This window comes from Pseudarthrobacter sp. HLT1-7, from assembly GCF_059383435.1.
Genome location: NZ_JBWZCH010000002.1, coordinates 113,074 through 134,084, shown reverse-complemented (window position 1 = coordinate 134,084; position 21,011 = coordinate 113,074). Strand labels below are relative to the sequence as shown.

Below are 21,011 nucleotides of genomic sequence, written 5' to 3'. Positions count from 1 at the left end.
CCCCATCGCGGGATTCGGCCATTCCGGCTACATTGGAGCCGGTTAGATACCAGTGCCGGAAGACATCAGGTCCAGGCTGGTGCACGGCGGGGCTGGTGCACAGAGAGGGGGAGCCGAAATGGCAGGAAATTTGTGGGGCGCCGACGTGACCCAATTGCGCACGCTCGCGGAGCAGTTCGGTAAGACGTCCGAGACCCTGCTGCAGCAGTCGACCACACTCACGTCGGCCATCAACAACAGCTCCTCCTGGAAGGGTGCCGACGGCGCCCGCTTCACGTCTGAATGGAACGGGAGCCACCGCGCGCTTATCCAGAAGACGGCCCGGGCGCTCAAGGAAGAGTCCAAACGGCTGCTGACGCACGCGGACCAGCAGGAGAAGGCCAGCGCCGCCGGGGGGCCTGGGACCACCGGATCCGGCGGGGGGCCGGGAACCATCGGCGGGGCCCGAAACGGCGCAGGCGGCTGGGCGCTGCTCGGCGGAGCACTGGTGGGCGGAGTCGGCGGGCTCAGGGTCGCCATGGGCGTGCAAAAGCTCATCAAGGCGCCCCTGACCCTGGCCAAGCACACCGGCCAGCTGGGCTGGGTGTTGAACAACCAGCGCGCGGATTTTGTCAGGTCCTTCGCGCAGGGGAAGCACCGGATCGGCGGTCCCGGATTCGCCCCGCACCGGCTGATCAGCAACCCGGCCCTTGCTAACCTGCTCAAGGGCTCCGCAGCAGCGAACCGCGGCCTCGCCGCGATCGACAAGGTCTCAGATATCGCGTCGCTGAAGAACCTCAACCAGTACATCGGGCCGCTGGCCAGGTTCGGGCCGCTGCTGGAGGAGAAACCCTGGCTCGGAGCCGGCACCAAGCTTGAGTGGCTCGGCAAATCCGGGCTCGCCCGCGGTCTCGGCTGGGCCGGCGTCGGCTTCAGCGCAGTCGACTCCGTGCGGAGTTTCGCTGATGGCGATGTCAAAGGCGGTATGGCCAGCGCGGGAAAGGGACTCCTCGCGGTCGGCTCCTTCCTGCCGCCGCCCGCGGGCACCGTCTGCCAGGTCGCCAGCGTGGGGATTGCAATCTACGAGAATTGGGACACCATCTCCAGCGTCGGGAAGAACATCGGGGAGGGTATCGTCAACGCGGTGCAGGATCCCGGCGAGTTCGTCAGTGACGCGGCAGATACCGCCAAAGATGCAGGCAAATCCGTGGCGAAGTTCTTCGGCTTCGGGGATTAGGAGACCACTATGACTGTCGAGAACGAGACGATGCAGAACGAGACAACGCAGGAGCCGCGGCTCGGCGTCGATGTGATCGGCTTTGGCGTGGGCGAATTCGCCTACCTGCTCAACGTGTTCGAGGGCCCCTGCCGGGAGCGTTCGGTCAGCGTCTTCCGCGCCGCGGACATGGTGGACGATGTCACGCTGTCCACGGCCGGAGCATCGTCCCTGATGGCGCGGGACATGGCCAGCATCGATGATGACGGTGACCTAGGCGTGAAGGGGGTGGCCGCGGCCGTCGCCACGGCCCTCGGCAAGGCAACCCGGTGGACCGAAGTATCCCTGCTCACCGGGGACACCATGGACAACGTAGTGCTGATCGAGGCTCCCGGCGTGGCCCTCATGCTGCAGCCGCGGCTCCTGGGAACCTGGTTCGTCTTCGCCCAGGACCCCGCTATCAGCTCCGCCGAAGCGACGCTCCGCCTGGTGCGCCAGCATGTAGAACAGCACGCCGGCGGCTCCGCCTACCTCGTCGTCAAGACCCTCGACGCGGAACAGCACCTGCTTGTCCGCCGCGAGGCAAGCTCGTGGACCACGGGCATTCCGGACTTCGCCGCCGATGAGGTCACGGAAACCGAAGGCCTGGACGACGGCGGGCTGCTGCGCACCATTGAGGACATCCGTGGCCAGGCGTAGTTCGGATGTGCCCCAGGAACCGGGCTACCCGCACGCCCGGCCCGGGAAAGACGGCCGCATCCAGCGCCGGGCCGGAAACGGCGAACTGATTGCCTACACCGCCGAGGAGTACGGGGTCCGGAAGGACCGCGGCCACGGGCTGGTCAAACCCGTCAGCTCCTCCGGCGGTCTGCTCTTCCTGGCCATCCTTGCCTCGCTCTTCGCCGGCGGGGTTGCCTACGGCCTGGCCCGCATGGCGGTTGACGGCACCTGGGAGATGCTGGGCGACATCTGGTGGACTATCCCGGTGGGAATCCTGGTGCCGCTGGTCGCGTGGACCAGCTTCGCCAAGGAGCGCCGGGCCGAGAAACTGCGCAAGACGCGCAACCTCCCGAGGCCCGTCGAGTAACGGGACGGCCGGTTGTAGCGCCGCGGTGACGTAACCGGCTGCGCCACTGCGCCGGCGAAGTCTAAACTGGCCCAATGACTACAGCAGCTACTCCGTCCGTCGGACTGGTCGGTTGGCGTGGCATGGTCGGTTCCGTCCTGATGCAGCGTATGCAGGACGAGGGCGACTTCGCCACCATCAACCCGGTATTTTTCTCCACCTCGAACGCCGGAGGTGCCGCCCCGGCCCTTGCCGGTCCAGCCGCCGGCGACACTGGCAGGCTCGAGGACGCGTTCGACGTCGACACTCTGGCGAAGCTGCCGATCATCGTCACCGCGCAGGGCGGGGACTACACCAAGCAGGTCCACGGCGAACTGCGCAGCCGCGGCTGGGACGGCCTCTGGATCGATGCCGCCTCCACACTGCGGATGAACGACGACTCGATCATCGTCCTGGACCCGATCAACCGTGACGTTATCGATGCCGGCCTCGCCGGCGGTGTGAAGGACTACATCGGCGGCAACTGCACGGTCTCGTGCATGCTGATGGGCCTCGGCGGGCTGTTCAAAAACGGCCTCGTGGAGTGGGGCACCTCAATGACCTACCAGGCGGCCTCCGGTGGCGGCGCCCGGCACATGCGCGAGCTCCTGAGCCAGTTCGGCACGCTCAACGCCGAGGTCAGCACCGAACTGGACGACCCGGCGTCGGCCATCCTCGAGATCGACCGGAAGGTCCTGGCGCACCAGCGCAGCGGCATCGATGCCTCGCAGTTCGGGGTGCCGCTGGCCGGCTCCCTGATCCCGTGGATCGACGCGGACCTCGGCAACGGCCAGTCCAGGGAAGAGTGGAAGGCCGGGGCGGAGACGAACAAGATCCTGGGCACCGCCGGCGATGACCACATCATCATGGACGGCCTGTGCATCCGGATCGGCGCCATGCGCTCGCATTCCCAGGCGCTGACACTGAAGCTCCGGGAGGACCTCTCCGTCGCCGAGATCGAGGGGCTCCTCGACGCTGACAACCAGTGGGCCAAGGTGGTGCCCAACACCAAGGAGGCCTCCATGGCAGACCTCACCCCGGTGGCGGCCTCCGGCACCCTGGACATCCCGGTGGGCCGGATCCGGAAGCTGGAGATGGGCCCGCAGTACATCAGCGCCTTCACGGTCGGAGATCAGCTGCTGTGGGGCGCGGCCGAGCCGCTGCGGCGTATGCTCAACATCGCCACCGGCACACTCTAGGGACGTTCACCCGCCGCCGTTCAGGGTCCCAGGAATCTCCGGTATTTCGCGGCCTGCAGCTCAAAGGACTTTTGAGCGGCGGGCCGCAATCCGTTAACGGCGTCGAAGGGCTCGGGCACGACGACGGCGCCCCGGCCGGTCGCGGAGCGTGCCCAGGTGCCGATCACCCCGCCGCCGGCCACGATGGTCTTCTTGAACACGCCGTTGCCGCCCGGCACGATCCTGTCCGCATGCTCCGGCGGCACTACCAGGGACCGGTCGGTGTAGCCCAGCAGGAACTCGTCAAAGCCCGGCAGCGCGAGCACCGTCCGCGCGCCGGGGACACCGCCGTCGAGCAGCGCCGCCGTCTCCGGGGAGAGCCAGTAGCTGGTCCCGTCAAACTCAAGCTCCACCAGTTGTCCCCTGACTTCGGCCAGCGCCGCCCGGACCTCGGTGAGCGGGATACCCGCCCACCAGGAGAAGTCACGCTCGGTGGCGGGACCGTGGCTGCGCAGGTACCGCAGCAGCCACTCCGCAATGCCCTCTGCCCGGTCCAGGGTGCGCGAGTCTTTGACCCAGTCGTCAAAGGCCATGACGAGCTGTTGGTTGCCGGCAAGCGGACCCTGCACCAGCCATCCCCGCTGGCAGAGGATCCCCAGCAGGTGGATGCCGCGCTGGCCGGCGCTGGACTGCCCGGCCCGTCCGAAGGCCCGGAACAGCTCCGCGCGGCTGGCGGCTGATCCGCCGGCGACCAGCTGCTGCGCGGCGTCGGCCGCGACGCCGACGTCGGCCGCGGAAATCTCGAGCTCCCGGTGACGCCCGGCCATACCCCGGAGCAGCCGATCGGCGGTAATGCCCAGGATCCATTTCAGGTCCTCGGGGGCAAGCAGGTGCAGCGTGCCGCGCATCGGCCAGGACCGGACAATTTCGCCCCGGTCAATCGCCGACCGGACATCTCCGATGCGGGAGCCCGGGACCCGCTGCCCGACGGCCCAGAGGGCGGCCTGCAGATCCTGGCCCTGCATCGCCGTCATCCACCGGACGGCGTCCGCGGCGCTGTTGAAACCCGGCCCCACCAGACCTTGCGACGCCAGCCGGAGCCTGCCGATGATGCCCTTACTGAGCCGGGAGTTAGCCGCTGCTGCCATGGACATATCCTAGGGCCGGGGACCGTCATTCCCCGCCCGGCCCGGCTCCGGCCCATGCCGTTCCCAGCCACCGTCCAGCAGAGCTGCCTACCCTTGATGGATGACCATGAGTGAGATGTGGCCGCGGCTGCGGCCCCTGAGCAGGAGGCTGGCTGTGCTGGGCTGGGCCGCCAGCGCGGCCGGCATGGCCGCCGGCCTGGCCGTCGCGATCGCCAGCGGCACCCGGCTTTCCCCCATGATGAGCACCCTGCAGCTGACGGCCGGGGTGTGCATGGCGGTGTCCGTCACCAGTTTCGTCACGGCCGCCACGCTGCAGCCCCGCGCCGGGACACCGCACGAGGCCCGGCAGCGCGACCGGGAACTCCGTTTTGATTCCCCCGCGGACTTTCCCGCCACGGTGCAGAGTTTCCTGCTCGGTTCCCTCGCGCTGCTCGCCGGGGCCGTCGCCTTCGCCTGCGCCGGGTTGCTGCTCCGGAGCGGGCCCAGCGCCCAGTCCGTGGCTTTCTGCCAGGTCTTCCTGCTGGGCGCCGCGGCGTCCGGCTTCACCTTTATGCTCTTCAGCAAGGTAGGCCCGCCCGAGACGGCCCCTCCCGGCAGCAGCGACTGACTCCGCAGCCGGGAGCCCAACTTTCCCGGAGCCCGACTTGCCTAGAGCCCGACTTCCTAAAGCTCGACGCCGATCAGCAGCGGTTCCCGGTGCAGTTCAATGCCGAAGCGTTCGACGACGCCGCGGCGTACCTCGCGTGCGATCGCCAGCATGTCCGCGGTGCTGGCACCACCGCGGTTGGTGATGGCCAGGGTGTGCTTGGTCGACAGCGATGCCCGGCCGCCGGAGATGCTGTCCTGCCCGAGGCCGAATCCCTTGCCGTAGCCGGCCTGGTCGATCAGCCAGGCCGCCGAGAGCTTCGTCATCCCCTCCGCGCCACCCGGATAGCTCGGCGCGTCCGCCGGCAGCTGCGCGGCCACATCGGCTGGCACAATCGGGTTCGTGAAGAAGGAACCGGTGGAGTAGGTGTCCCGGTCTGCCGCATCCCACACCATGCCCTTGGACGCCCGAAGCCGCAGCACCTCCCGGCGGACCTCGTTCGCGTAGGCCCGCTGCCCGGTCTCGACGCCGAGTACCCGGGCGAGTTCTGCATAGCGGATCGGGGCGCTCATCCGGCCCAGCGGCAACTGGAACTCGACGGTGAGCACCACATAGCGCGGGGATCCGTGGACCGTGGTCTGTTTCAGGAGGGAGTCGCGGTAGCCGAACTTCAGCTCCGAGTTGGTGAACGTCTTCACGGCCGTGCGCTCCCGGTCCCAGGTCCGCACTGCGGCGATGGTCTGGGAGACTTCCGAGCCGTACGCACCGACGTTTTGCACCGGTGTGGCGCCGGTGGCGCCCGGGATGCCGGACAGCGCCTCGATGCCGGACCAGGCGTGCCGCACGGCGTGTTCGACGAAGGCGTCCCAGTTATGGCCGGCCTGGACTACGACCGCGACGCCGCCGCAGGAGTCCTCCGCGTTGACGGTGAACCCCTCGGAGGCGATTTTCAGCACGGTGCCGGGGAACCCGTCGTCGGACACCAGCAGGTTGGAGCCGCCGCCGATGATGAGCAGCGGCTCGCCGGCGGCGTCGGCCGAGCGGACGGCGTCGATGATTTCGGTCTCGGTGCGGGCTTCGACGAAAGTGCCGGCGGGGCCGCCGACGGCAGCCGTGGTCAAGTCAGAAAGCAGAATCTGGGTCACCCGACCAGCCTAACGGGGATGAGCCGGTTCCGTGGCCCGCCCGCCAGGGCTACGCCGGGCCGGCCTTCCGCGCCACCGGGGACAGCAGGAAACTGACCACAAGCATCACCATGACGGCCAGCAGCGAGTGCAGGATTCCCACGTGTTCCGCCAGCAGGCCCAGCAGCGGCGGCCCGCAGAGGAACGCGCCGTAGCCGATCGTGGAAACCACGGAAACGCGGGCGGCTGCCTTGACGGGGTCGTCGGCGGCGGCGGACATGCCCACCGGGAAGCCCAGCGAGGCGCCCAGCCCCCACACGGCCAGCCCCACGTAAGCCAGCCACGGCACCGGCGCAACGACGAACAGGCCGAGGCCGAGCACGGCCAGCGCGGCGCACCAGCGCATCACCGGGACGCGGCCGAAGCGATCCAGGACCAGAGTTCCGGCGAAGCGGCCCACGGTCATGAAGGTGACGAAGAGGCCATACCCGGCGGCTCCCGCGGCGTCGGACTGGCCGTGGCCGTCGGCGAGCGCCAGCGCCACCCAGTCCGCCGCCGCCCCTTCGGCTAGGGCAAGCCCCAGCACCAGGACGCCGAGGAGCAGGGTCCGGCGGTCCCGCCAGGCCTGCGCGATCCGGCGTTTGTTGTCCAGTGGCACTCCGGGGCTGGTGGCGGCCGTGATGATGGCCAGCGGGCCGGTCGAGGGATCCTCGAAGGTGTCCGGTGTAGCCGGTCTGGCGTTCTGTGGGGCCTCCACCGGCGTGATGTCAGCCAGGAACCACCCCGCGGCGGTCGCTACGGTGAATGCCACGATGATCCCCACGGCGGCGAGATGCCAGAAGACCGGAACACTCGCGCCGGCGGCCCATGCCCCGGCCCCTGCGCCTGCGACGGTGCCCAGGCTGAAGGCTCCGTGCAGCCGCGGCATCATGTGCCGGCGCACAGCCCGTTCCACTGCGGCGCCCTCGACGTTGGAGGCCGTGTTCCAACTGGCGGTGCCCAGACCAATGACGGTGAGTCCGGCGGCCACGACCAGCGGGTTGACCAGTACCGAGGTGCCGAACCCGGCGAGAACCAGACCGGCGCCGACCATGATGCTGCCGATCCGGATGGTCTGCTTGGACCCAAAGCGCAGCACGATCAGCCCGGAGGCGGACACGGAGATGAAGGAAGCAAACGACATGCTGAGCAGCAGCAGCCCGATGTTCCCCGGTGTGAGTTCGAGGCCGTCCCGGATGGCCGGGAGCCGGGACACCCAGCTGGCGAAGGCAATGCCACTCATCGCGTAGGCGGCGACGACGGCGTTGCGCCAGCGGGTGGTCTCTGCAGCCGTTGCAGTTTCTGTCTTCACTGCAGCGACAGGCGGGTTCAGGCCAGCCTGACGACGGCCTGGGCCTTCACCAGAACCTTCTGGCCGGCCGAGACGACCGTGAGGTCGACGCGCGCGGTGCCGGCCCCGGCGTCGAGCGCCCCGATGGCGCCGCTGACCTCGATCACGGCACCGGCGTCGGGCGTCCCGGTGGTGTCGGCCACCGGGACGGGCTTGGTGAAGCGGGTCTGGAAGTCGACGACGGCGGCGGGGTCGCCTGCCCAGTCAGTCACGAGCTGGACCACTGCGCCCATGGTGAACATGCCGTGGGCGATGACCCCCGGCAGCCCGACGCCGGTGGCGAACGAGCCGTTCCAGTGGATCGGGTTGAAGTCGCCGGAAGCACCGGCGTACCTGACCAGGTCCGAGCGGGTGACGTCGATGCTGCGGCTGCCGATGACCTGACCGACCGTGAGTTCCGAGAATGTGGGTGTCATGTCTACTGTCCCTCTCCGCGGACCAGGATGGACGAGGTGGCGGTGGCTACGGCCTCGCGGGATTCGACGCCGGAACCGTCGGGGGACTCGTCGGGGGCCAGGGCGAAGATTTCCGAGCGGGTGGTGATCATCGCGCCGCCGCCCATGGAGCGGACGCCGTCGACGTGCAGTTCGGCGACAAGCCGGTCGCCGGCGATGATCGGCCGGTGATGGATGAAGCGCTGGTCTGCGTGGACCACGCGGGAAAAGTCGATGCCGGAGTCCGGGTCTTCGATCAGCTGGGCGTCGGCCCGCTGCGCGACGATGATCGCGAAGGTGGGCGGCGCCACCAAATCGCGGTGGCCCAGGGCCGCTGCCGCGACGACCTCGAAGTGGGCGGGGTGGGTGGCTTTGACGGCGCGCGCGAACTCGCGGATCTTCTCGCGGCCGACATCGTACACCTCTGCGGCAGGGTAGCTTCTGCCCTGCAGATCCGGATTGATAGTCATGGTTCCAGCCTATCGGGCCTGCGCGCAGCTCATCTGTTATGACACCCGCCGGCCACCACGGTATGATGAAAACATAAATTCATCAATTCATGCGGACTCTTTCCAGCCCGCGGCACAGAGAGGGAGCGGACCAACCGTGATTTCAGTAGCACAAAGCCCTCTGTATGAGATCAAAGCCAACCTGTTCAAGGCTCTCGCCCACCCGGCCCGAATCCGGGTGCTGGAACTCCTGGCCGCGGCCCCGGAGAACTCGGCGCCGGTCAGCTACCTGCTGGCAGAGACTGGCCTTGAAGCCTCGCACCTGTCCCAGCATCTGGCCACGCTCCGCCGGCACGGGGTAGTCACCTCAGTGCGGACAGCAAACGCGGTGACCTACCGGCTGGCGCATCCGATGATTTCAGAGCTGCTCTCCATCGCCAGGACCTTCCTTTTGGACAGCCTGGCCGGCTCCAACGAACAGCTGCGGCTGGCGCAGGAGTTGCCGGGCGGACACCTCGCAGTCCGCGTCGGCGGCGCCGCTTCCCCGGCCGAAGGACCAGTCTCCTCCCCCACGAAAGGATCGGCATTATGAGCATTCCGCCAGAGCCCCGCGTCGCCGGCAGATCCACCGGGAAAGACCCCCGCACGCTGCTGGCCGACGGGGTGCAGCCCGGCGGGGGCCGGCGGTTTTCGCTGCGGACCTTCCTGCCGTCCCGCCGCGACTACGACGGACTGCGCTCATCCTGGCAAGCTGATCTGGTGGCTGGCATCACGGTCGGCATCGTGGCCCTGCCGCTGGCCCTCGCCTTCGGCGTCAGCTCCGGCGTAGGCGCCGAGGCCGGACTCATCACCGCGGTGGTGGCCGGCCTCGTGGCCGCCGTTATGGGCGGTTCCCATGTCCAGGTCTCCGGCCCGACGGGCGCCATGGTGGTGGTGCTAGCCCCGGTGGTGGCAATCCACGGCGTCGGCAGCATCGCCCTGGTCTCGCTGATGGCCGGCGTGCTGGTCATCCTCCTTGGCCTCAGCGGGCTGGGCCGGGCCGTGGCGTTCATCCCCTGGCCGGTGGTGGAGGGTTTCACCCTCGGCATCGCCCTGATTATCTTCCTCCAGCAGGTGCCCATGGCCACCGGCACCGAGGGGATCCCCGGCCACAACACCCTGCTGGCCGCCCTCGAGAGTGCCTCCCGCGCGTCGTCACCCACCGTATTGCAGACGCTCGCCGTCGTCGTGGGGGTCTCGGCCGTGATGTACCTGCTGCCGAAGCTGCACAAGTCCTTGCCCGCGAGCCTGATCGCGGTGCTGCTGGCCACCGTCGCCGCCGAGCTGCTCCGGCTCGACATCCCCAGGATCGGCGCCCTGCCGCACTCCCTGCCCGCGCCTACGATGCCCTCCCTCGATCCGGGTGCGCTGGGCGGGCTGCTCATGCCCGCGGTGTCCATCGCGACACTCGCCGCCATAGAATCCCTGCTCTCTGCCCGGGTGGCCGCCGGCATGGTGGGTCCGGACGGCAGGCCCTCCGGGGCCTACAGCCCGGACCGGGAGCTCACCGGCCAGGGGCTGGCGTCCGTCGCGGCAGGATTCTTCGGCGGCATGCCTGCAACCGGCGCCATCGCCAGGACCGCTGTCAACGTCCGCTCCGGCGCCAAGACACGGCTCTCCGCGATCGTCCACGCGCTGGTGCTGCTCGCCATCATCTACCTCGCAGCCGGGCTCGTCGGGAAGATCCCGCTGGCGGTATTGGCCGGCATCCTGATGGTGACGGCAACCCGCATGGTTTCACAGCGCACGGTCACCGCCATCATGCGCTCCACCCGCGCCGACGCCTTCGTCTTTGTGCTGACTGCCATTATCACCGTGGCCTTCGACCTGATCGTCGCAATCGAAATCGGGTTTGTCGCCGCTGCCGTCTTCACGCTGCGGAAGTTCGCATCCCTGAGTGGGGTCCGGCGCGAGGAGATTCCCGGGACATCCATCCCCGGGGACGGGCACATCGCCATTTTCAGGCTGGACGGGGCCATGTTCTTCGGCGCCGCGGAACGCGTGCTGCAGGAAATCAGCCAGGTCAGGGACATCCAGGTCGCCATCATCCGGCTCTCGCAGGTCAGAATGCTTGATGCCACCGGCGCCCACACCCTGGTGGAAGTCATCTCGGCACTGGAGCTGCGCGGCATCACGGTCCTGCTTAAAGGTGTCCAGCCGCAGCACCTGGACCTTGTGACAAACGTCGGGGTGATCCGCTCACTGCGGCATCACAAGCACCTGTTCTCGTCCCTGCCCGACGCCGTGGAGCATGCCCGGAGCCATGTCCGGCGGAACGCCGAGGCTAGCGCTTGAGGTTTTTCCGGATGGTCTGGCCGCGCACCACAATCCCGGCGATGTGAAGGACCAGGCCCAGGCCGATGACCGGCAGCGAGGCTACGCTGAGGGCCTGGTTACCCGTGGAGTTGCCCACCAGATTGAGGACGATGCCGGCGGCAATCAGGGCCATGGCACTGAAAACCAGCACCTTGTAAGTGGTTGGCGCGGAGTCCCAGAATTCTTTCAGCACCGGGCCAGTCTACCGGGGCGCACCGGAACGCCGCGAGGCGCAAACTTCCTGGCGACACTCAAATTACCTGGCGACGCGGAAATACGGGCGCGTCCGGTATTTTGCGCGTCGCCAGGAAATTCAGGCCTCGACTGCGAGGATTCGGACCACCCGGCCGTCAGGGAGCGGTCACGGGGTCTTCTCTGCTCCGGGTGGCGGCTACAGGGCCGGCTGCACGCCAAACGCTACCGCGAGCTTCATGATCTTCTCGGCGCGGCCCAGGCGGGGCAGATCCGAGCCGTCCCGGATGACGCGGCCGCTGGCCTCGAAGTCGGCCATGAAGTCCGTGGCCCAGGCGACGTCGGACGGCGTCGGGCTGATGACCTCGTTAATGACGCTGGTCTGGTCGATGGCGAGGCACAGCTTGCCGGTCATGCCCATCATCACGGTGATGCCGGTCTGCTCGCGCAGGATCGGGTGGTTGGTGCCCACCGTGGGTCCGTCGATGGGCCCCGGCAGGTTGCCGACCCGGCTGGCCACCACAAGCTTGGCGCGCGGGTAGGCCATGGCCTCGGCGGTGGCCGCCATGCCGGTGTCGCGGCGGAAGTCGCCGGAGCCGAAGGCCAGCCGGAACGCACCCTGGGCCCTGGCGATGTGGTTGGCCTCCTCGATGCCGACGGCGGACTCGACGAGCGGTATGACCGGAGTCTTGCCGTCCATCCTGTGGAAGCTTTCGGTGACCTGGTCCGCGGACTCGGTCTTGGCCAGCATGACGCCCAACAGCCCCGGGGTGCCGCGGAGGCCGGCGAGGTCGTCGGCCCAGAAAGGGCTCGTGGCGTCGTTGATCCGCACCCAGGCGTTGCCGCCGGCGGCCAGCCACTCGACCACGTGGGCGCGGGCGGCGTCCTTCTGGGAAGGATCCACGGCATCCTCGATATCCAGGATGATGGCGTCGGCACGGGAGACGGCGGACTGATCGAACAGCTCACGTTTCATCGCATTGACCAGGAGCCAGGAGCGGGCGATTTCAGCCGGAACGTTGCGTTGAGGCCGGACGATCCCGGCAGTGGTGGTAGAGGTCATGTATCTACGCTAGCCGTTCCGGGGCGACTCCCGCCAAGCGATCCCGTCCTCAGGGCGACCATTACGACCAAAATCACGTCCCGCCCCAACTGTGAGCTACTTGGGTGGGGCAGGACGGAGTCCGGCTACGGGATGTTGCTGCCGCGCGCCGTAACCCAGAGCCGGTACCACTCGGCCCGGGTCATGGCTGCGGCGACATCCGCGGCACCGGCACAGGCCCGGATGCGGTCCGGGTTGGCGGTGCCGATCACGGGAGCGATCCCGGCCGGGTGCTTCATCAGCCAACCCAGCAGGACCGCCTCGCCGGTTGTGTTCTTCTCCGCGGCCAGTTCGGCGACAAGAGCGGAGGTGGCTTCCTCCGCGTCGCTGGGCGTCGCGGCCGGCGACCCCGTGTACAGCCCGCGGGCCAGTGTGCCGTAGGCCTGCAAAGTGATCCCGTGGCGGACGCAGTGCTCCACTGTGCCGTGCGGAAAGCTGTAGTCCGTAGCGTCGGCGTGGTTGACCAGCACAGCGCTTTCCAGCCAGGCCCGCTTTGAAAGGCTCATTTCCAGCTGATTGGCGACCACCCGGGTCTCCAGCTGGTCCTGCAGCGCGTCGATCTGCACACCCGACATATTGGACACGCCCAGGGCCCGCACCTTGCCTTCCGCCATCAATTGCCCGACGGCGGCGGCCACCTCCGCAGGGTCCATCAACGGATCCGGGCGGTGCAGCAGCAGCACGTCCACATAATCCGTGCGCAGCCGCGCCAGGCTTTCGTTGACCCGGGCCAGGATGGCGTCCCGGCTCAGGTCGTAGTGCGTGTCCAGCCCCTGTTCATTGAGCCGGATGCCGCATTTGGTCTGCAGCCGGATCTTGTCGCGCAGGCCCGGGGTGTTCGCCAGGACCTCGCCGAATACCGCCTCGGCCTTGCCGCTGCGGTAGATGTCCGCATGGTCGAACAGGGTGATGCCGGCTTCGAGGGCTGCGTCGACGGCGGCAGCCGCCTCGTCCACCTGTGCGGACGAGAACGGTTCCGCCGACCAGCTGCCGCCGAGGCCCATGCAGCCGTAGATCAGCTCCTGGCCGGGCCGGCTGCTCAGCGGCCCGGTCCTGGAAGCCGAGGGACTCACCGCAGCCAGACGGTGGTGTTGCCCGGCAGCAGCTTCCCGTCGAGCGGCCCGCTGCTGACCAGCACTTCGCCGGCGGGGAGCCCCACCGGCATGTCGCCGAAGTTGGTGACCGTCTGCCAGCCGCCCGGCCGGCTGAAGTGCAGGACGTCGTCGCTGCCGGATTCCAGCCAGTCCAGTTCCTCCGAGGTCTGCAGTTCACGGCGCAGCTTGAGTGCCTTGCGGTAGAGCTCCAGGGTGGAGCCCTCCACCCCGTCCTCGGCCGCAACGGCGTAGCGGCTGAACCAGGCCGGCTGCGGCAGGTGGGCGCCGCCGTCGCCGAAGCCAAACGAAGAGCCTTCGGGAGTCCATGGCAGTGGCACGCGGCAACCGTCACGGCCGATCTCGACGCCCTTGTTCCGGAAGAAGGTGGGGTCCTGCCGCTGCGCGTCGGGGATCTCGGCGACTTCCTGCAGCCCCAGCTCCTCACCCTGGTACAGGTACGCCGAGCCGGGAAGTGCCAGCATCAGCAGGGTGGCGGCGCGGGCACGGCGCAGGCCGAGTTCGACGTCGAGCTCCTCCGCCGGGGCGCCGGCAAGCAGCCAGCCCTTGCCGTCCTGGCCCTTGGCATGCCGGCCGCCGCCCTTGGGCAGGCCGTAGCGGGTGGCGTGCCGGACGACGTCGTGGTTGGAGAAGACCCAGGTGGACGACGCGCCGGACTGCGTGGCCTCGGCCAGGTTCCGGGTGATGATCTCGTGGAAATCCTCGGCGTCGAAGTCGGCCTGCAGGAGGTCGAAGTTGAATGCCTGGCCCAGGCCCTGCGGGCTCGCGTAGCGGCCGCGGCGGCTGGCGTGGACCCAGGCCTCGGCAACGGCGGTGCGCGGCGGGTTGTACTCGTTGAAGACTTCGCGCCACTCGACGTAGATCTCGTGAACCTCGTCGCGGTCCCAGAACGGGTGCGAGCCGTCGTCGTGCCCGTCAGCGCCAGTGCCTGCGGGATTCAGCTCGACCCTGGACAGCAGCGGTTCGGTGAGGTCCTTGGTCAGCGCGTGTGCCACGTCGACGCGGAAGCCGTCCACGCCGCGGTCGGACCAGAAGCGGAGGGTTTTGAGGAAGTCGTCGCGGATTTCGCGGTTGGACCAGTTCAGGTCCGGCTGCTCCTTGGCGAAGATGTGCATGTACCACTGGCCGGGGGTGCCGTCGGGTTCCGTGATGCGTTCCCAGGCCGGGCCGCCGAAGACCGATTCCCAGTCCGAGGGAGGGATCTCGCCGTTTTCGCCCGTGCCGTCGCGGAAGATGTAGCGTTCACGCGCGTCGGAGCCGCGGGGGGATGCGAGGGCTTCCTGGAACCAGATGTGGCGGTTGGAGGAATGGTTCGGGACGATGTCCGCAATCAGCTTGATGCCGGCGGCGTGGAGGGCGGCGGACATCTCATCGAAGTCATCCAGGGTGCCGAGCTTGGGGTCCACGTCGCGGTAGTCGTCGACGTCGTAGCCGCCGTCGGCGAGAGCCGAGGGGTAAAACGGACTCAGCCAGACGGCGTCGATCCCGAGGCCCACCAGGTACGGGACCTTCGCGGTAATGCCCTTGATGTCGCCGAGGCCGTCACCGTTGGAATCGGCGAAGCTGCGCGGGTAGATCTGGTAGACGGACGCCTGGCGCCACCAGTTGGGGTCGGCGGCGAGGTCGGAACCGGACAGGGTTGCCAGCGTGGCGGTATTGGGCAAGGGATGATCCTTCGGAGCTCGAAACGGTTTCTGTTATTTTAGTATTTTAGATACAAGCTAAATATATTGCCTGAACAATTATGGGTCCGGATCCGGAAGAGGTCAAGATTTGAAGCCGAAGGCGGGCGCCGCCACACCCCGGCTGCTGCGCCGGGTGAATGCCCAGGCAGTGCTGGGCTTCATCCGGAGCACCGACGTGGCCACCGGAACCGGGCTAATGGCGCGTACCGGGCTCACCCGCGCTTCGGTCATCGCCGTCTGTGAGGACCTCATCCGGCGGGGCTGGATCCGCGAGCTGGAGGCCCGGGACGAGGAACAGCCCGGCAACCCGCGGAAGGGCCGCCCGGCCCGGCGCTTCGAGCTCAATTCCCGGGCCGGGTTTGTCCTCGGGATCGATATCGGCGCCGCGACCACCACCGCGGCCGTCGCGGACCTGCGCGGCAGCGTCCTCGGGCGGTCCAGCGAGAGCTTCCGGGCCGCCGACATCCCCGCCGCGGAGCGCATCGACGTCGTGGACCGGGTCTGCCGGCAGGCCCTTGAAGCCGCCGGGACCGACGCCCGTCAGGTGCTCGCAGCCGGGGCAGGCATTGCGGCCCCGGTGGACCGCGACGGCAACGTGCTGGTGACCCAGCACTTTTGGAGCCTGTTCGACGTCGGGCTCCGCGCCGCCCTGAAGGAGTTGCACGGCTGGACGGTACTGCTGGAGAACGACGCGAACCTCGCCGCACTCGGCGAACGCTGGCGGGGTTCCGGCGCCGGGGTGGACGACCTTGTTGTGCTTCTGGCCGGCGAACGGCTGGGCGCCGGGGTGTTGGAGTCCGGCCGGCTGCAGCATGGCCGCAGCGGCGCCGCCGGCGAAATGGGATACCTGGACATGGTCGAGGGTGTGGGCTCGAGCGACGGCATTGCGAGCCTGGCCCGGCAATGGTCCGCGGCAGGCGGCGGCACGGCGAGTGCGCGGCGCGTGTTTGCGGACGCCGCCGCCGGCGACCCGGCGGCGCTGGCGATCCTGGACCGGATCTCGGAGCGGATGGCGCGCGTCATCGCCACGGTGGCGAGCTTCATCAACCCCGAGCAGGTGGTGATCGGCGGCGCCGTGGCGGAATCCGCGGGCGTGCTGCTGCCCGGCATTACCGCCCTGCTCCCCCGCTTCACCGCAACCCCGCCGCGCGTGACGGTCTCCCCGCTGGGCGATGCGATTGTCACTGTCGGCGCCATCCGGCACGCCCTGGACTACGTCGAGGCGAATGCCCTGGAGCTGGAGCTGCGCGGATAAGGGCCAGCACTTTTTGAGGGTGACACAGGCTTTGCTCAAGATTCGGCAACGATTCGCTACCTAAGCCGCAAGATTGCTGCAGCATGCCGAGTCTGGTGGCGTACCCTCCATAGACTGACCTCACTTCCCGGTCTCCCCCCGCCGCCACGCTGAGGCTTCAGTGTGGCGGCGGACTCATGAAAGACAAAAAGTGAATTCAATACGGAAGACGACAGCGCTTCTGACGGCGTTTGTTGTTACTCTTGCCTCGCTCACCGCTGTGACGCTCTCGCCTGCCTTGGCTGATCCGGCGTCGACCCCCACCACGACTGCATCGGCCACGCCAACGGCGAAGGCGACGCCGACGGCCGCTGTCTCCCCCGAGGCCATAACTTCGCCCACACCAGCACCTTCTCAACCGGCAACCACGGCTCCCCATGCAGCGGCAGAGTCGCAGGCCTTGGTAACTCCGGAGCCCTTGTTCACTGAAGTCATTGGGGGCAGTCGCCCCTCGTCCAGCTCCTCCGTGGAGAGCACGTCGGCACACGGAGAAAAAGGGGCTGCCCCACACGAAGCAACCACCGAGGCTTTTTCCCTTGCTCGCGGTGGCAATATCAAGGTGAAGCTGGTAATGGTCCAGCTGGCGGACAGGAAAGCGGCCATCTCAGAATCGGCCGCGCGGGCAGCAGTCAACACCAGCAGTGACTATTGGAGCGCCATATCCAACGGCAGACTGCTGATGAGCGTCACCGAGGTCGAAAACAGGACCAGCAGAGCGACGTCGACCCAGAGCTATTCCTCGATGATGAACACCATCGCCGGAGAAATCGGCTGGGTCCCCAGCGCCTACACGGCACTCGTGGTGTTCGTTTCCGCACCCACACTCTCGGACGGGGCGTACGGGGCGGGCTGGAGCTACAACGGAACCAGCGGACGCGTCCTTATGCCGCTCCCGGCGACGCTGACCAGGAGCGTCCTGACCCACGAATTCGGGCACGTCCTGGGGCTGATGCACGCGAACAGGCTTCGCTGCACAAACGGAGCCGTGGACACGGCCAGCAACGCAGACGGGTCATTCGCCAACGGTTCGTGCAGCACCGAAGAATACAAGGACAATCTTGACCTGATGGGTGTTTCACAGCCTAGCCAGCCGGTGGTGAGCTCCCCCATTTATGAGTTTGGCGGATTCGGCTCAGGCAACGAGGTTAGGAACCTGGGGAAGGTAGCCGGGAAGAACTCCTATCAGTTGAAGGCCTGGGGAAGCGCGGACGACAACCGCGCCATCAGGTTCGCGGATCCCGTCAGCGGAGAGACATACTATCTCGAACTTCGTCTTCCGGTGGGCAACGATGCGGCAACGGCCGTCGGCGGCAACCGCGGAGTCAAAGTCGTCCAAGCTTACGGCGCGGGTTCCATCGCCCTGCAGCCCAGCACCACCACGTTCAACGGCTACTTCAGCTATAACCAGGCATGGCAGCCCGGACAGACTTTCAAGACCCACGCAGGGACCAAGGTCACCATCGACTGGATCTCGAATTCGGCTGCAGGCATCACGATTGATGCATTGCCGCCGGCCAAGCCGGTTCTGGTCGCCCCCGGCGATTTCAACGGCGACGGAATCGCAGACCTCATTCAGCGCAAGGCCAACGGCGAACTCTGGCTCTACCCGGGCGACGGCACCGGCAAGTCCCGGACGGGCCAACGAATTGGGACCGGCTGGGAAGTCTTCACCAGTATCCTCGGCACGGGCGACTTCAACGGTGACGGCAGGAACGACCTGGTGGCCAGGAGGTTCGATGGCTCCCTCTGGTTCTATGCCGGCACCGGCCGGATTTCCAGCGCCAGCGAGGGATATCTCAGCGGGGTGAAAATCGGCGACTACGGATGGGACGCCTTCGACGTGCTGCTGGGCGTCCGTGACTTTGACGGCGACGGCAAGCCGGACATCTTGGCCCGTCGCCCTGACGGTGTACTGATGCTGTACCCGGGCATGGGCACGGGCCGCCCGGGGACACCCCGCAATATCGACTACGGCTGGGAAGTCTTCGACCAGCTGATCCCGATTCAGGATTTCAACGGCGACGGAACCAATGACCTCGCCGCACGGCGTCCTGACGGCTCTCTCTGGCTGTACTCGAACTCCGGTCCGGCGAAGCTCGTCAGTCCCCAGCAGATTGGAACGGGCTGGGGCATCTATACCACCATCATGGGCACCGGCGACGCCAACGGGGACCGTACCGCTGACTTTGTGGCAAGCCAGGCCGACGGCAGCGTCTTCTTCTTTGCCGGGACCGCTATGAGGGACCAGGGCTACACTGGTGCCCGGAAAATCGGCGACTTCGGCTGGGAGGCCTTCGACTCCCTGACGGCCGCTGAAGACCTAAACGGAGACAAGATCGCGGATCTGCTGGCGCGCAAGCCGGACGGAAGCCTCTGGTTTTACCCTGGCAACGGACACGGCGCCTACGGAACGGCACGCAAGATTGGCGACTACGGCTGGGAGGCCTTCAACTCCTTGATCGGCATCCGTGACTTCACCGGTGACGGCAAGAATGACCTGTTGGCCCGCAAGCCCGACGGCTCCCTCTGGCTGTACCCCGGCACCGGGCGCGTGGACGCCACGAGCTCAGGTTTCTCGGCCCCGAAGCGAATCGGAGACTACGGCTGGGATGTCTTCACCGCTCTGACGGGAACCGGAGATTTCAATGGGGATGGCAAGAATGACCTGCTGGCAAGGCGGGCTGACGGCTCCCTCTGGCTTTACAGTGGCACGGGCACCGTCAGCGGCAGCAACGTAGGCTACACCGGGGCCGTGAAGATCGGCGACTACGGCTGGGAAGCTTTTGACCAGCTGTCCGGGACCGGGGACTTCAACGCGGACGGCAAGAACGACATTATCGCCAGGACGTTTGATGGCATGCTCTGGATGTACCCGGGGGACGGCAGAGGAAATCTCACCACCCCACGCAGGATCGGAACAGGCTGGAACGTTTTTGACACGGTCCTGGGAGCCGGAAAGCTGAACGCCGACGGTTTCCCCGACCTGGTTGCCCGGCAACCGAACGGTTCGCTCTGGGCCTACTCGGGGACCGGCATGCAGCCGAACGAGGGTTATATCGCCCGTACCTTCGCCGCTTCGGTGTCGTAGGCAGGAGAGCTGATCTTCAAGGCGCCCAAGCAGAAGACAGGAAAGGGCCGGTCCGTCTACAACCGGCCCTTTCCTGCCTTCCCTCCGTCATCACACGGGCGGGCTCATCCGGAATAATTATGGTGCGCAGGTCCAGCTGCCGGAGCACCCTGCCTGCCACCTCGGGGTCCATATCGGGCTCGTTGCGGACCCCCACGACTTCCTGGCGGCTAGCGTCGAGGGCAATTTACTGCGCAGCGACCGCCAGGTCTCGCCTGGTTCACTAGCTCGTCACTCTTCAGCGCCGCAATAGCCGACCGCTGTGCGAGCGTGGCCAGTAGCAGCGCGCAGGCGATCACAATGAGCCTTTCCCCCGCCGAGAACGGCCCCACGCCGGCCGGTGCCAGCGTTTTCAGGCCGCGCATTCCGCACTACCTGCGAATGAGGACTTCGCGCATCAGCGGCACATCAGACATGCCCTATCCCAGCGCCGCCAGGGCACCGGCGAGCGGCAAAGTGCCGTCCCGGAACTCGATGGTTCGGCCGGCGAGCGAGGGGAGACCAAGCACGGCTGCGGCAACGAGGGCCACGTTGTCCCGTGCCGTTCCCTGGGCCTCTGCCGCGTCGGCGGGGTCAACATCGATCAGTCCGTTGCCAGGCCCGTCGGTGAGCGCTCCGGGGCCTAGGATGGTCCAGTTCAGGGCGGTGCCGCGCAGGTAGGAGTCCGCGGCCGCCTTGGCCTCGGCGTAGGCGTAGAAGCTGTCATCCTTGGGGACCCCGTGGTCCGGCCCGGCCCCGAGGTAGGAGACCATGATGTAGCGTCCGACGCCGGCCTCGGCCGCAGCGTCCATCGAACGGACGGCGGCGTCACGGTCCACCGCGTAGGTCCGCTCCGGGCTGCCACCGCCGCCGGCACCGGCGGACCACACGACGGCGTCGTGGTTCCGCAGCGCCTCGGCGATCTCCGCCGTCGTCGAATGTTCAACGTCGAGCAGGGCCGGCGTGGCGCCGGTGGCGGCGACGTCGGACTGGTGGTCCGGATTGCGGACAAAGGACGTGACGTCCTGCCCTTCTGCTGCGAGGATGCGGGAGAGTTCCAGAGCCACTTTGCCGTGGCCGCCGATGATTGCGATTCGAGTCATGACACCATTCTGTCCCAAAACCTCGGCCCGCGCCCGTTGCGCTATCACTTTTGGTTGCTTTCGGGCGGCCGGAGGCACTCCAAGTGACAGGGTAAACGGGGTAAAACAAAAGAACCCCGCAGGCTGGCCTGCGGGGTCTTATCTGGTAGCGGTGGGGAGGCTCGATCTCCCGACCTCACGATTATGAGTCGTGCGCTCTAACCAACTGAGCTACACCGCCACAAATGAGGAAAACCCGTGCGAAGCCGGTCAAAAAACCGCCTTGACACAGGCCCTCATTCAGAGCCCCCCACCGGAATCGATCCGGTGACCTCGTTCTTACCAAGAACGCGCTCTACCACTGAGCTAGGGGGGCAACGAGTAAATACTTTACCGGAAGATTCCGCTCCCAACAAATCGGCGCCGGGAGGGCTTACGAAGGCCACGAATCCGGCGGAAATCCGGGCTTCCGGG

20 protein-coding genes and 2 tRNA genes are annotated in these 21,011 nt (G+C 67.4%); 9 read left to right on the top strand and 13 right to left on the bottom strand.

Translation table 11 applies throughout. The annotated features are described in order from the left end of the window. The first annotated feature begins 118 nt into the window (after positions 1 to 118). From AC50X6_RS02760 to asd, 4 genes are all read left to right on the top strand, one after another. A complete protein-coding gene (locus AC50X6_RS02760) occupies positions 119 to 1,216 on the top strand; it encodes a WXG100 family type VII secretion target (protein WP_494964790.1) in 1,098 nt (365 codons plus the stop codon). A 9-nt stretch (positions 1,217 to 1,225) separates the two neighbouring features. Next, positions 1,226 to 1,894, top strand: coding sequence for a hypothetical protein (locus AC50X6_RS02755; protein ID WP_494964789.1), 669 nt, complete (start codon positions 1,226 to 1,228; stop codon positions 1,892 to 1,894). Between the two features lie 7 nt (positions 1,895 to 1,901). Continuing rightward, entirely contained in the window at positions 1,902 to 2,282 is a 381-nt protein-coding gene (locus AC50X6_RS02750; RefSeq protein ID WP_494964788.1) for a hypothetical protein, read from the top strand. Positions 2,283 to 2,356: 74 nt separating this feature from the next. Next, the gene (gene asd, locus AC50X6_RS02745; RefSeq protein ID WP_494964787.1) at positions 2,357 to 3,499 is read left to right on the top strand and encodes an aspartate-semialdehyde dehydrogenase; all 1,143 of its coding nucleotides are present in this window, start codon (positions 2,357 to 2,359) and stop codon (positions 3,497 to 3,499) included. A 20-nt stretch (positions 3,500 to 3,519) separates the two neighbouring features. Here the strand turns inward: asd and AC50X6_RS02740 are convergent, their stop codons facing one another. Next, entirely contained in the window at positions 3,520 to 4,626 is a 1,107-nt protein-coding gene (locus AC50X6_RS02740; protein ID WP_494964786.1) for a winged helix DNA-binding domain-containing protein, read from the bottom strand. A gap of 100 nt (positions 4,627 to 4,726) precedes the next feature. On the opposite strand from AC50X6_RS02740, the gene AC50X6_RS02735 reads away from it, so the two are divergent. Continuing rightward, the gene (locus AC50X6_RS02735; protein WP_326967780.1) at positions 4,727 to 5,233 is read left to right on the top strand and encodes a hypothetical protein; all 507 of its coding nucleotides are present in this window, start codon (positions 4,727 to 4,729) and stop codon (positions 5,231 to 5,233) included. 56 nt (positions 5,234 to 5,289) lie between these two features. Here the strand turns inward: AC50X6_RS02735 and AC50X6_RS02730 are convergent, their stop codons facing one another. From AC50X6_RS02730 to AC50X6_RS02715, 4 genes are all read right to left on the bottom strand, one after another. Beyond that, a complete protein-coding gene (locus AC50X6_RS02730) occupies positions 5,290 to 6,357 on the bottom strand; it encodes a UDP-N-acetylmuramate dehydrogenase (RefSeq protein ID WP_494964785.1) in 1,068 nt (355 codons plus the stop codon). A gap of 49 nt (positions 6,358 to 6,406) precedes the next feature. Beyond that, positions 6,407 to 7,618, bottom strand: coding sequence for an MFS transporter (locus AC50X6_RS02725; RefSeq protein ID WP_494964922.1), 1,212 nt, complete (start codon positions 7,616 to 7,618; stop codon positions 6,407 to 6,409). 86 nt (positions 7,619 to 7,704) lie between these two features. Beyond that, positions 7,705 to 8,142 (bottom strand): MaoC family dehydratase, encoded by a 438-nt coding sequence (locus AC50X6_RS02720; RefSeq protein WP_494964784.1) that lies wholly within the window; start codon positions 8,140 to 8,142, stop codon positions 7,705 to 7,707. 2 nt (positions 8,143 to 8,144) lie between these two features. Further along, the gene (locus AC50X6_RS02715; RefSeq protein ID WP_494964783.1) at positions 8,145 to 8,630 is read right to left on the bottom strand and encodes an FAS1-like dehydratase domain-containing protein; all 486 of its coding nucleotides are present in this window, start codon (positions 8,628 to 8,630) and stop codon (positions 8,145 to 8,147) included. A 136-nt stretch (positions 8,631 to 8,766) separates the two neighbouring features. On the opposite strand from AC50X6_RS02715, the gene AC50X6_RS02710 reads away from it, so the two are divergent. Together AC50X6_RS02710 and AC50X6_RS02705 are read left to right on the top strand one after the other, a co-directional pair. Beyond that, a complete protein-coding gene (locus AC50X6_RS02710; RefSeq protein ID WP_494964782.1) occupies positions 8,767 to 9,201 on the top strand; it encodes an ArsR/SmtB family transcription factor in 435 nt (144 codons plus the stop codon). Next, on the top strand, positions 9,198 to 10,943 hold the full coding sequence (locus AC50X6_RS02705; protein ID WP_494964781.1) for a SulP family inorganic anion transporter: 1,746 nt from the start codon (positions 9,198 to 9,200) through the stop codon (positions 10,941 to 10,943). Before AC50X6_RS02710 ends, AC50X6_RS02705 begins: the two co-directional genes overlap by 4 nt. Here the strand turns inward: AC50X6_RS02705 and AC50X6_RS02700 are convergent. From AC50X6_RS02700 to AC50X6_RS02685, 4 genes are all read right to left on the bottom strand, one after another. Next, on the bottom strand, positions 10,933 to 11,157 hold the full coding sequence (locus AC50X6_RS02700; protein ID WP_326967786.1) for a DUF3188 domain-containing protein: 225 nt from the start codon (positions 11,155 to 11,157) through the stop codon (positions 10,933 to 10,935). The two genes, AC50X6_RS02705 and AC50X6_RS02700, sit on opposite strands and share 11 nt — an antisense overlap. Before the next feature lie 198 nt (positions 11,158 to 11,355). Next, positions 11,356 to 12,219 carry an HpcH/HpaI aldolase/citrate lyase family protein gene (locus AC50X6_RS02695; RefSeq protein WP_494964780.1) on the bottom strand — a complete coding sequence of 288 codons (864 nt, stop codon included), beginning with the start codon at positions 12,217 to 12,219 and terminating at the stop codon, positions 11,356 to 11,358. A gap of 125 nt (positions 12,220 to 12,344) precedes the next feature. Next, a complete protein-coding gene (locus AC50X6_RS02690) occupies positions 12,345 to 13,331 on the bottom strand; it encodes an aldo/keto reductase (protein WP_494964779.1) in 987 nt (328 codons plus the stop codon). Further along, on the bottom strand, positions 13,328 to 15,034 hold the full coding sequence (locus AC50X6_RS02685; protein WP_494964778.1) for a glycoside hydrolase family 13 protein: 1,707 nt from the start codon (positions 15,032 to 15,034) through the stop codon (positions 13,328 to 13,330). Before AC50X6_RS02685 ends, AC50X6_RS02690 begins: the two co-directional genes overlap by 4 nt. 109 nt (positions 15,035 to 15,143) lie before the next feature. Here AC50X6_RS02685 and AC50X6_RS02680 point away from each other — a divergent pair, with 109 nt between their 5' ends. Continuing rightward, entirely contained in the window at positions 15,144 to 16,310 is a 1,167-nt protein-coding gene (locus AC50X6_RS02680) for an ROK family protein (RefSeq protein ID WP_494964777.1), read from the top strand. Between the two features lie 174 nt (positions 16,311 to 16,484). On the opposite strand, the gene AC50X6_RS02675 is transcribed toward AC50X6_RS02680, so the two are convergent. Continuing rightward, entirely contained in the window at positions 16,485 to 16,691 is a 207-nt protein-coding gene (locus AC50X6_RS02675; protein WP_494964776.1) for a hypothetical protein, read from the bottom strand. A gap of 217 nt (positions 16,692 to 16,908) precedes the next feature. On the opposite strand from AC50X6_RS02675, the gene AC50X6_RS02670 reads away from it, so the two are divergent. Then, entirely contained in the window at positions 16,909 to 19,437 is a 2,529-nt protein-coding gene (locus tag AC50X6_RS02670) for an FG-GAP-like repeat-containing protein (RefSeq protein ID WP_494964775.1), read from the top strand. Positions 19,438 to 19,895: 458 nt separating this feature from the next. Here the strand turns inward: AC50X6_RS02670 and AC50X6_RS02665 are convergent, their stop codons facing one another. From AC50X6_RS02665 to AC50X6_RS02655, 3 genes are all read right to left on the bottom strand, one after another. Beyond that, positions 19,896 to 20,558 carry an SDR family oxidoreductase gene (locus tag AC50X6_RS02665; RefSeq protein ID WP_494964774.1) on the bottom strand — a complete coding sequence of 221 codons (663 nt, stop codon included), beginning with the start codon at positions 20,556 to 20,558 and terminating at the stop codon, positions 19,896 to 19,898. A gap of 143 nt (positions 20,559 to 20,701) precedes the next feature. After that, positions 20,702 to 20,778 (bottom strand) — tRNA-Met (locus AC50X6_RS02660). A 63-nt stretch (positions 20,779 to 20,841) separates the two neighbouring features. After that, positions 20,842 to 20,913: transfer RNA gene (locus tag AC50X6_RS02655), tRNA-Thr, on the bottom strand. Between the last annotated feature and the right edge of the window lie 98 nt (positions 20,914 to 21,011).

Bases quoted from the DNA above. Each gene is read 5' to 3' on its own strand.
- AC50X6_RS02760 (WP_494964790.1), top strand. From the start codon at position 119: ATGGCAGGAAATTTGTGGGGCGCCGACGTGACCCAATTGCGCACGCTC.
- AC50X6_RS02695 (WP_494964780.1), bottom strand. From the start codon at position 12,219: ATGACCTCTACCACCACTGCCGGGATCGTCCGGCCTCAACGCAACGTT.
- AC50X6_RS02755 (WP_494964789.1), top strand. From the start codon at position 1,226: ATGACTGTCGAGAACGAGACGATGCAGAACGAGACAACGCAGGAGCCG.
- AC50X6_RS02705 (WP_494964781.1), top strand. From the start codon at position 9,198: ATGAGCATTCCGCCAGAGCCCCGCGTCGCCGGCAGATCCACCGGGAAA.
- asd (WP_494964787.1), top strand. From the start codon at position 2,357: ATGACTACAGCAGCTACTCCGTCCGTCGGACTGGTCGGTTGGCGTGGC.
- AC50X6_RS02720 (WP_494964784.1), bottom strand. From the start codon at position 8,142: ATGACACCCACATTCTCGGAACTCACGGTCGGTCAGGTCATCGGCAGC.
- AC50X6_RS02725 (WP_494964922.1), bottom strand. From the start codon at position 7,618: ATGAGTGGCATTGCCTTCGCCAGCTGGGTGTCCCGGCTCCCGGCCATC.
- AC50X6_RS02715 (WP_494964783.1), bottom strand. From the start codon at position 8,630: ATGACTATCAATCCGGATCTGCAGGGCAGAAGCTACCCTGCCGCAGAG.
- AC50X6_RS02735 (WP_326967780.1), top strand. From the start codon at position 4,727: ATGACCATGAGTGAGATGTGGCCGCGGCTGCGGCCCCTGAGCAGGAGG.
- AC50X6_RS02665 (WP_494964774.1), bottom strand. From the start codon at position 20,558: ATGACTCGAATCGCAATCATCGGCGGCCACGGCAAAGTGGCTCTGGAA.
- AC50X6_RS02740 (WP_494964786.1), bottom strand. From the start codon at position 4,626: ATGGCAGCAGCGGCTAACTCCCGGCTCAGTAAGGGCATCATCGGCAGG.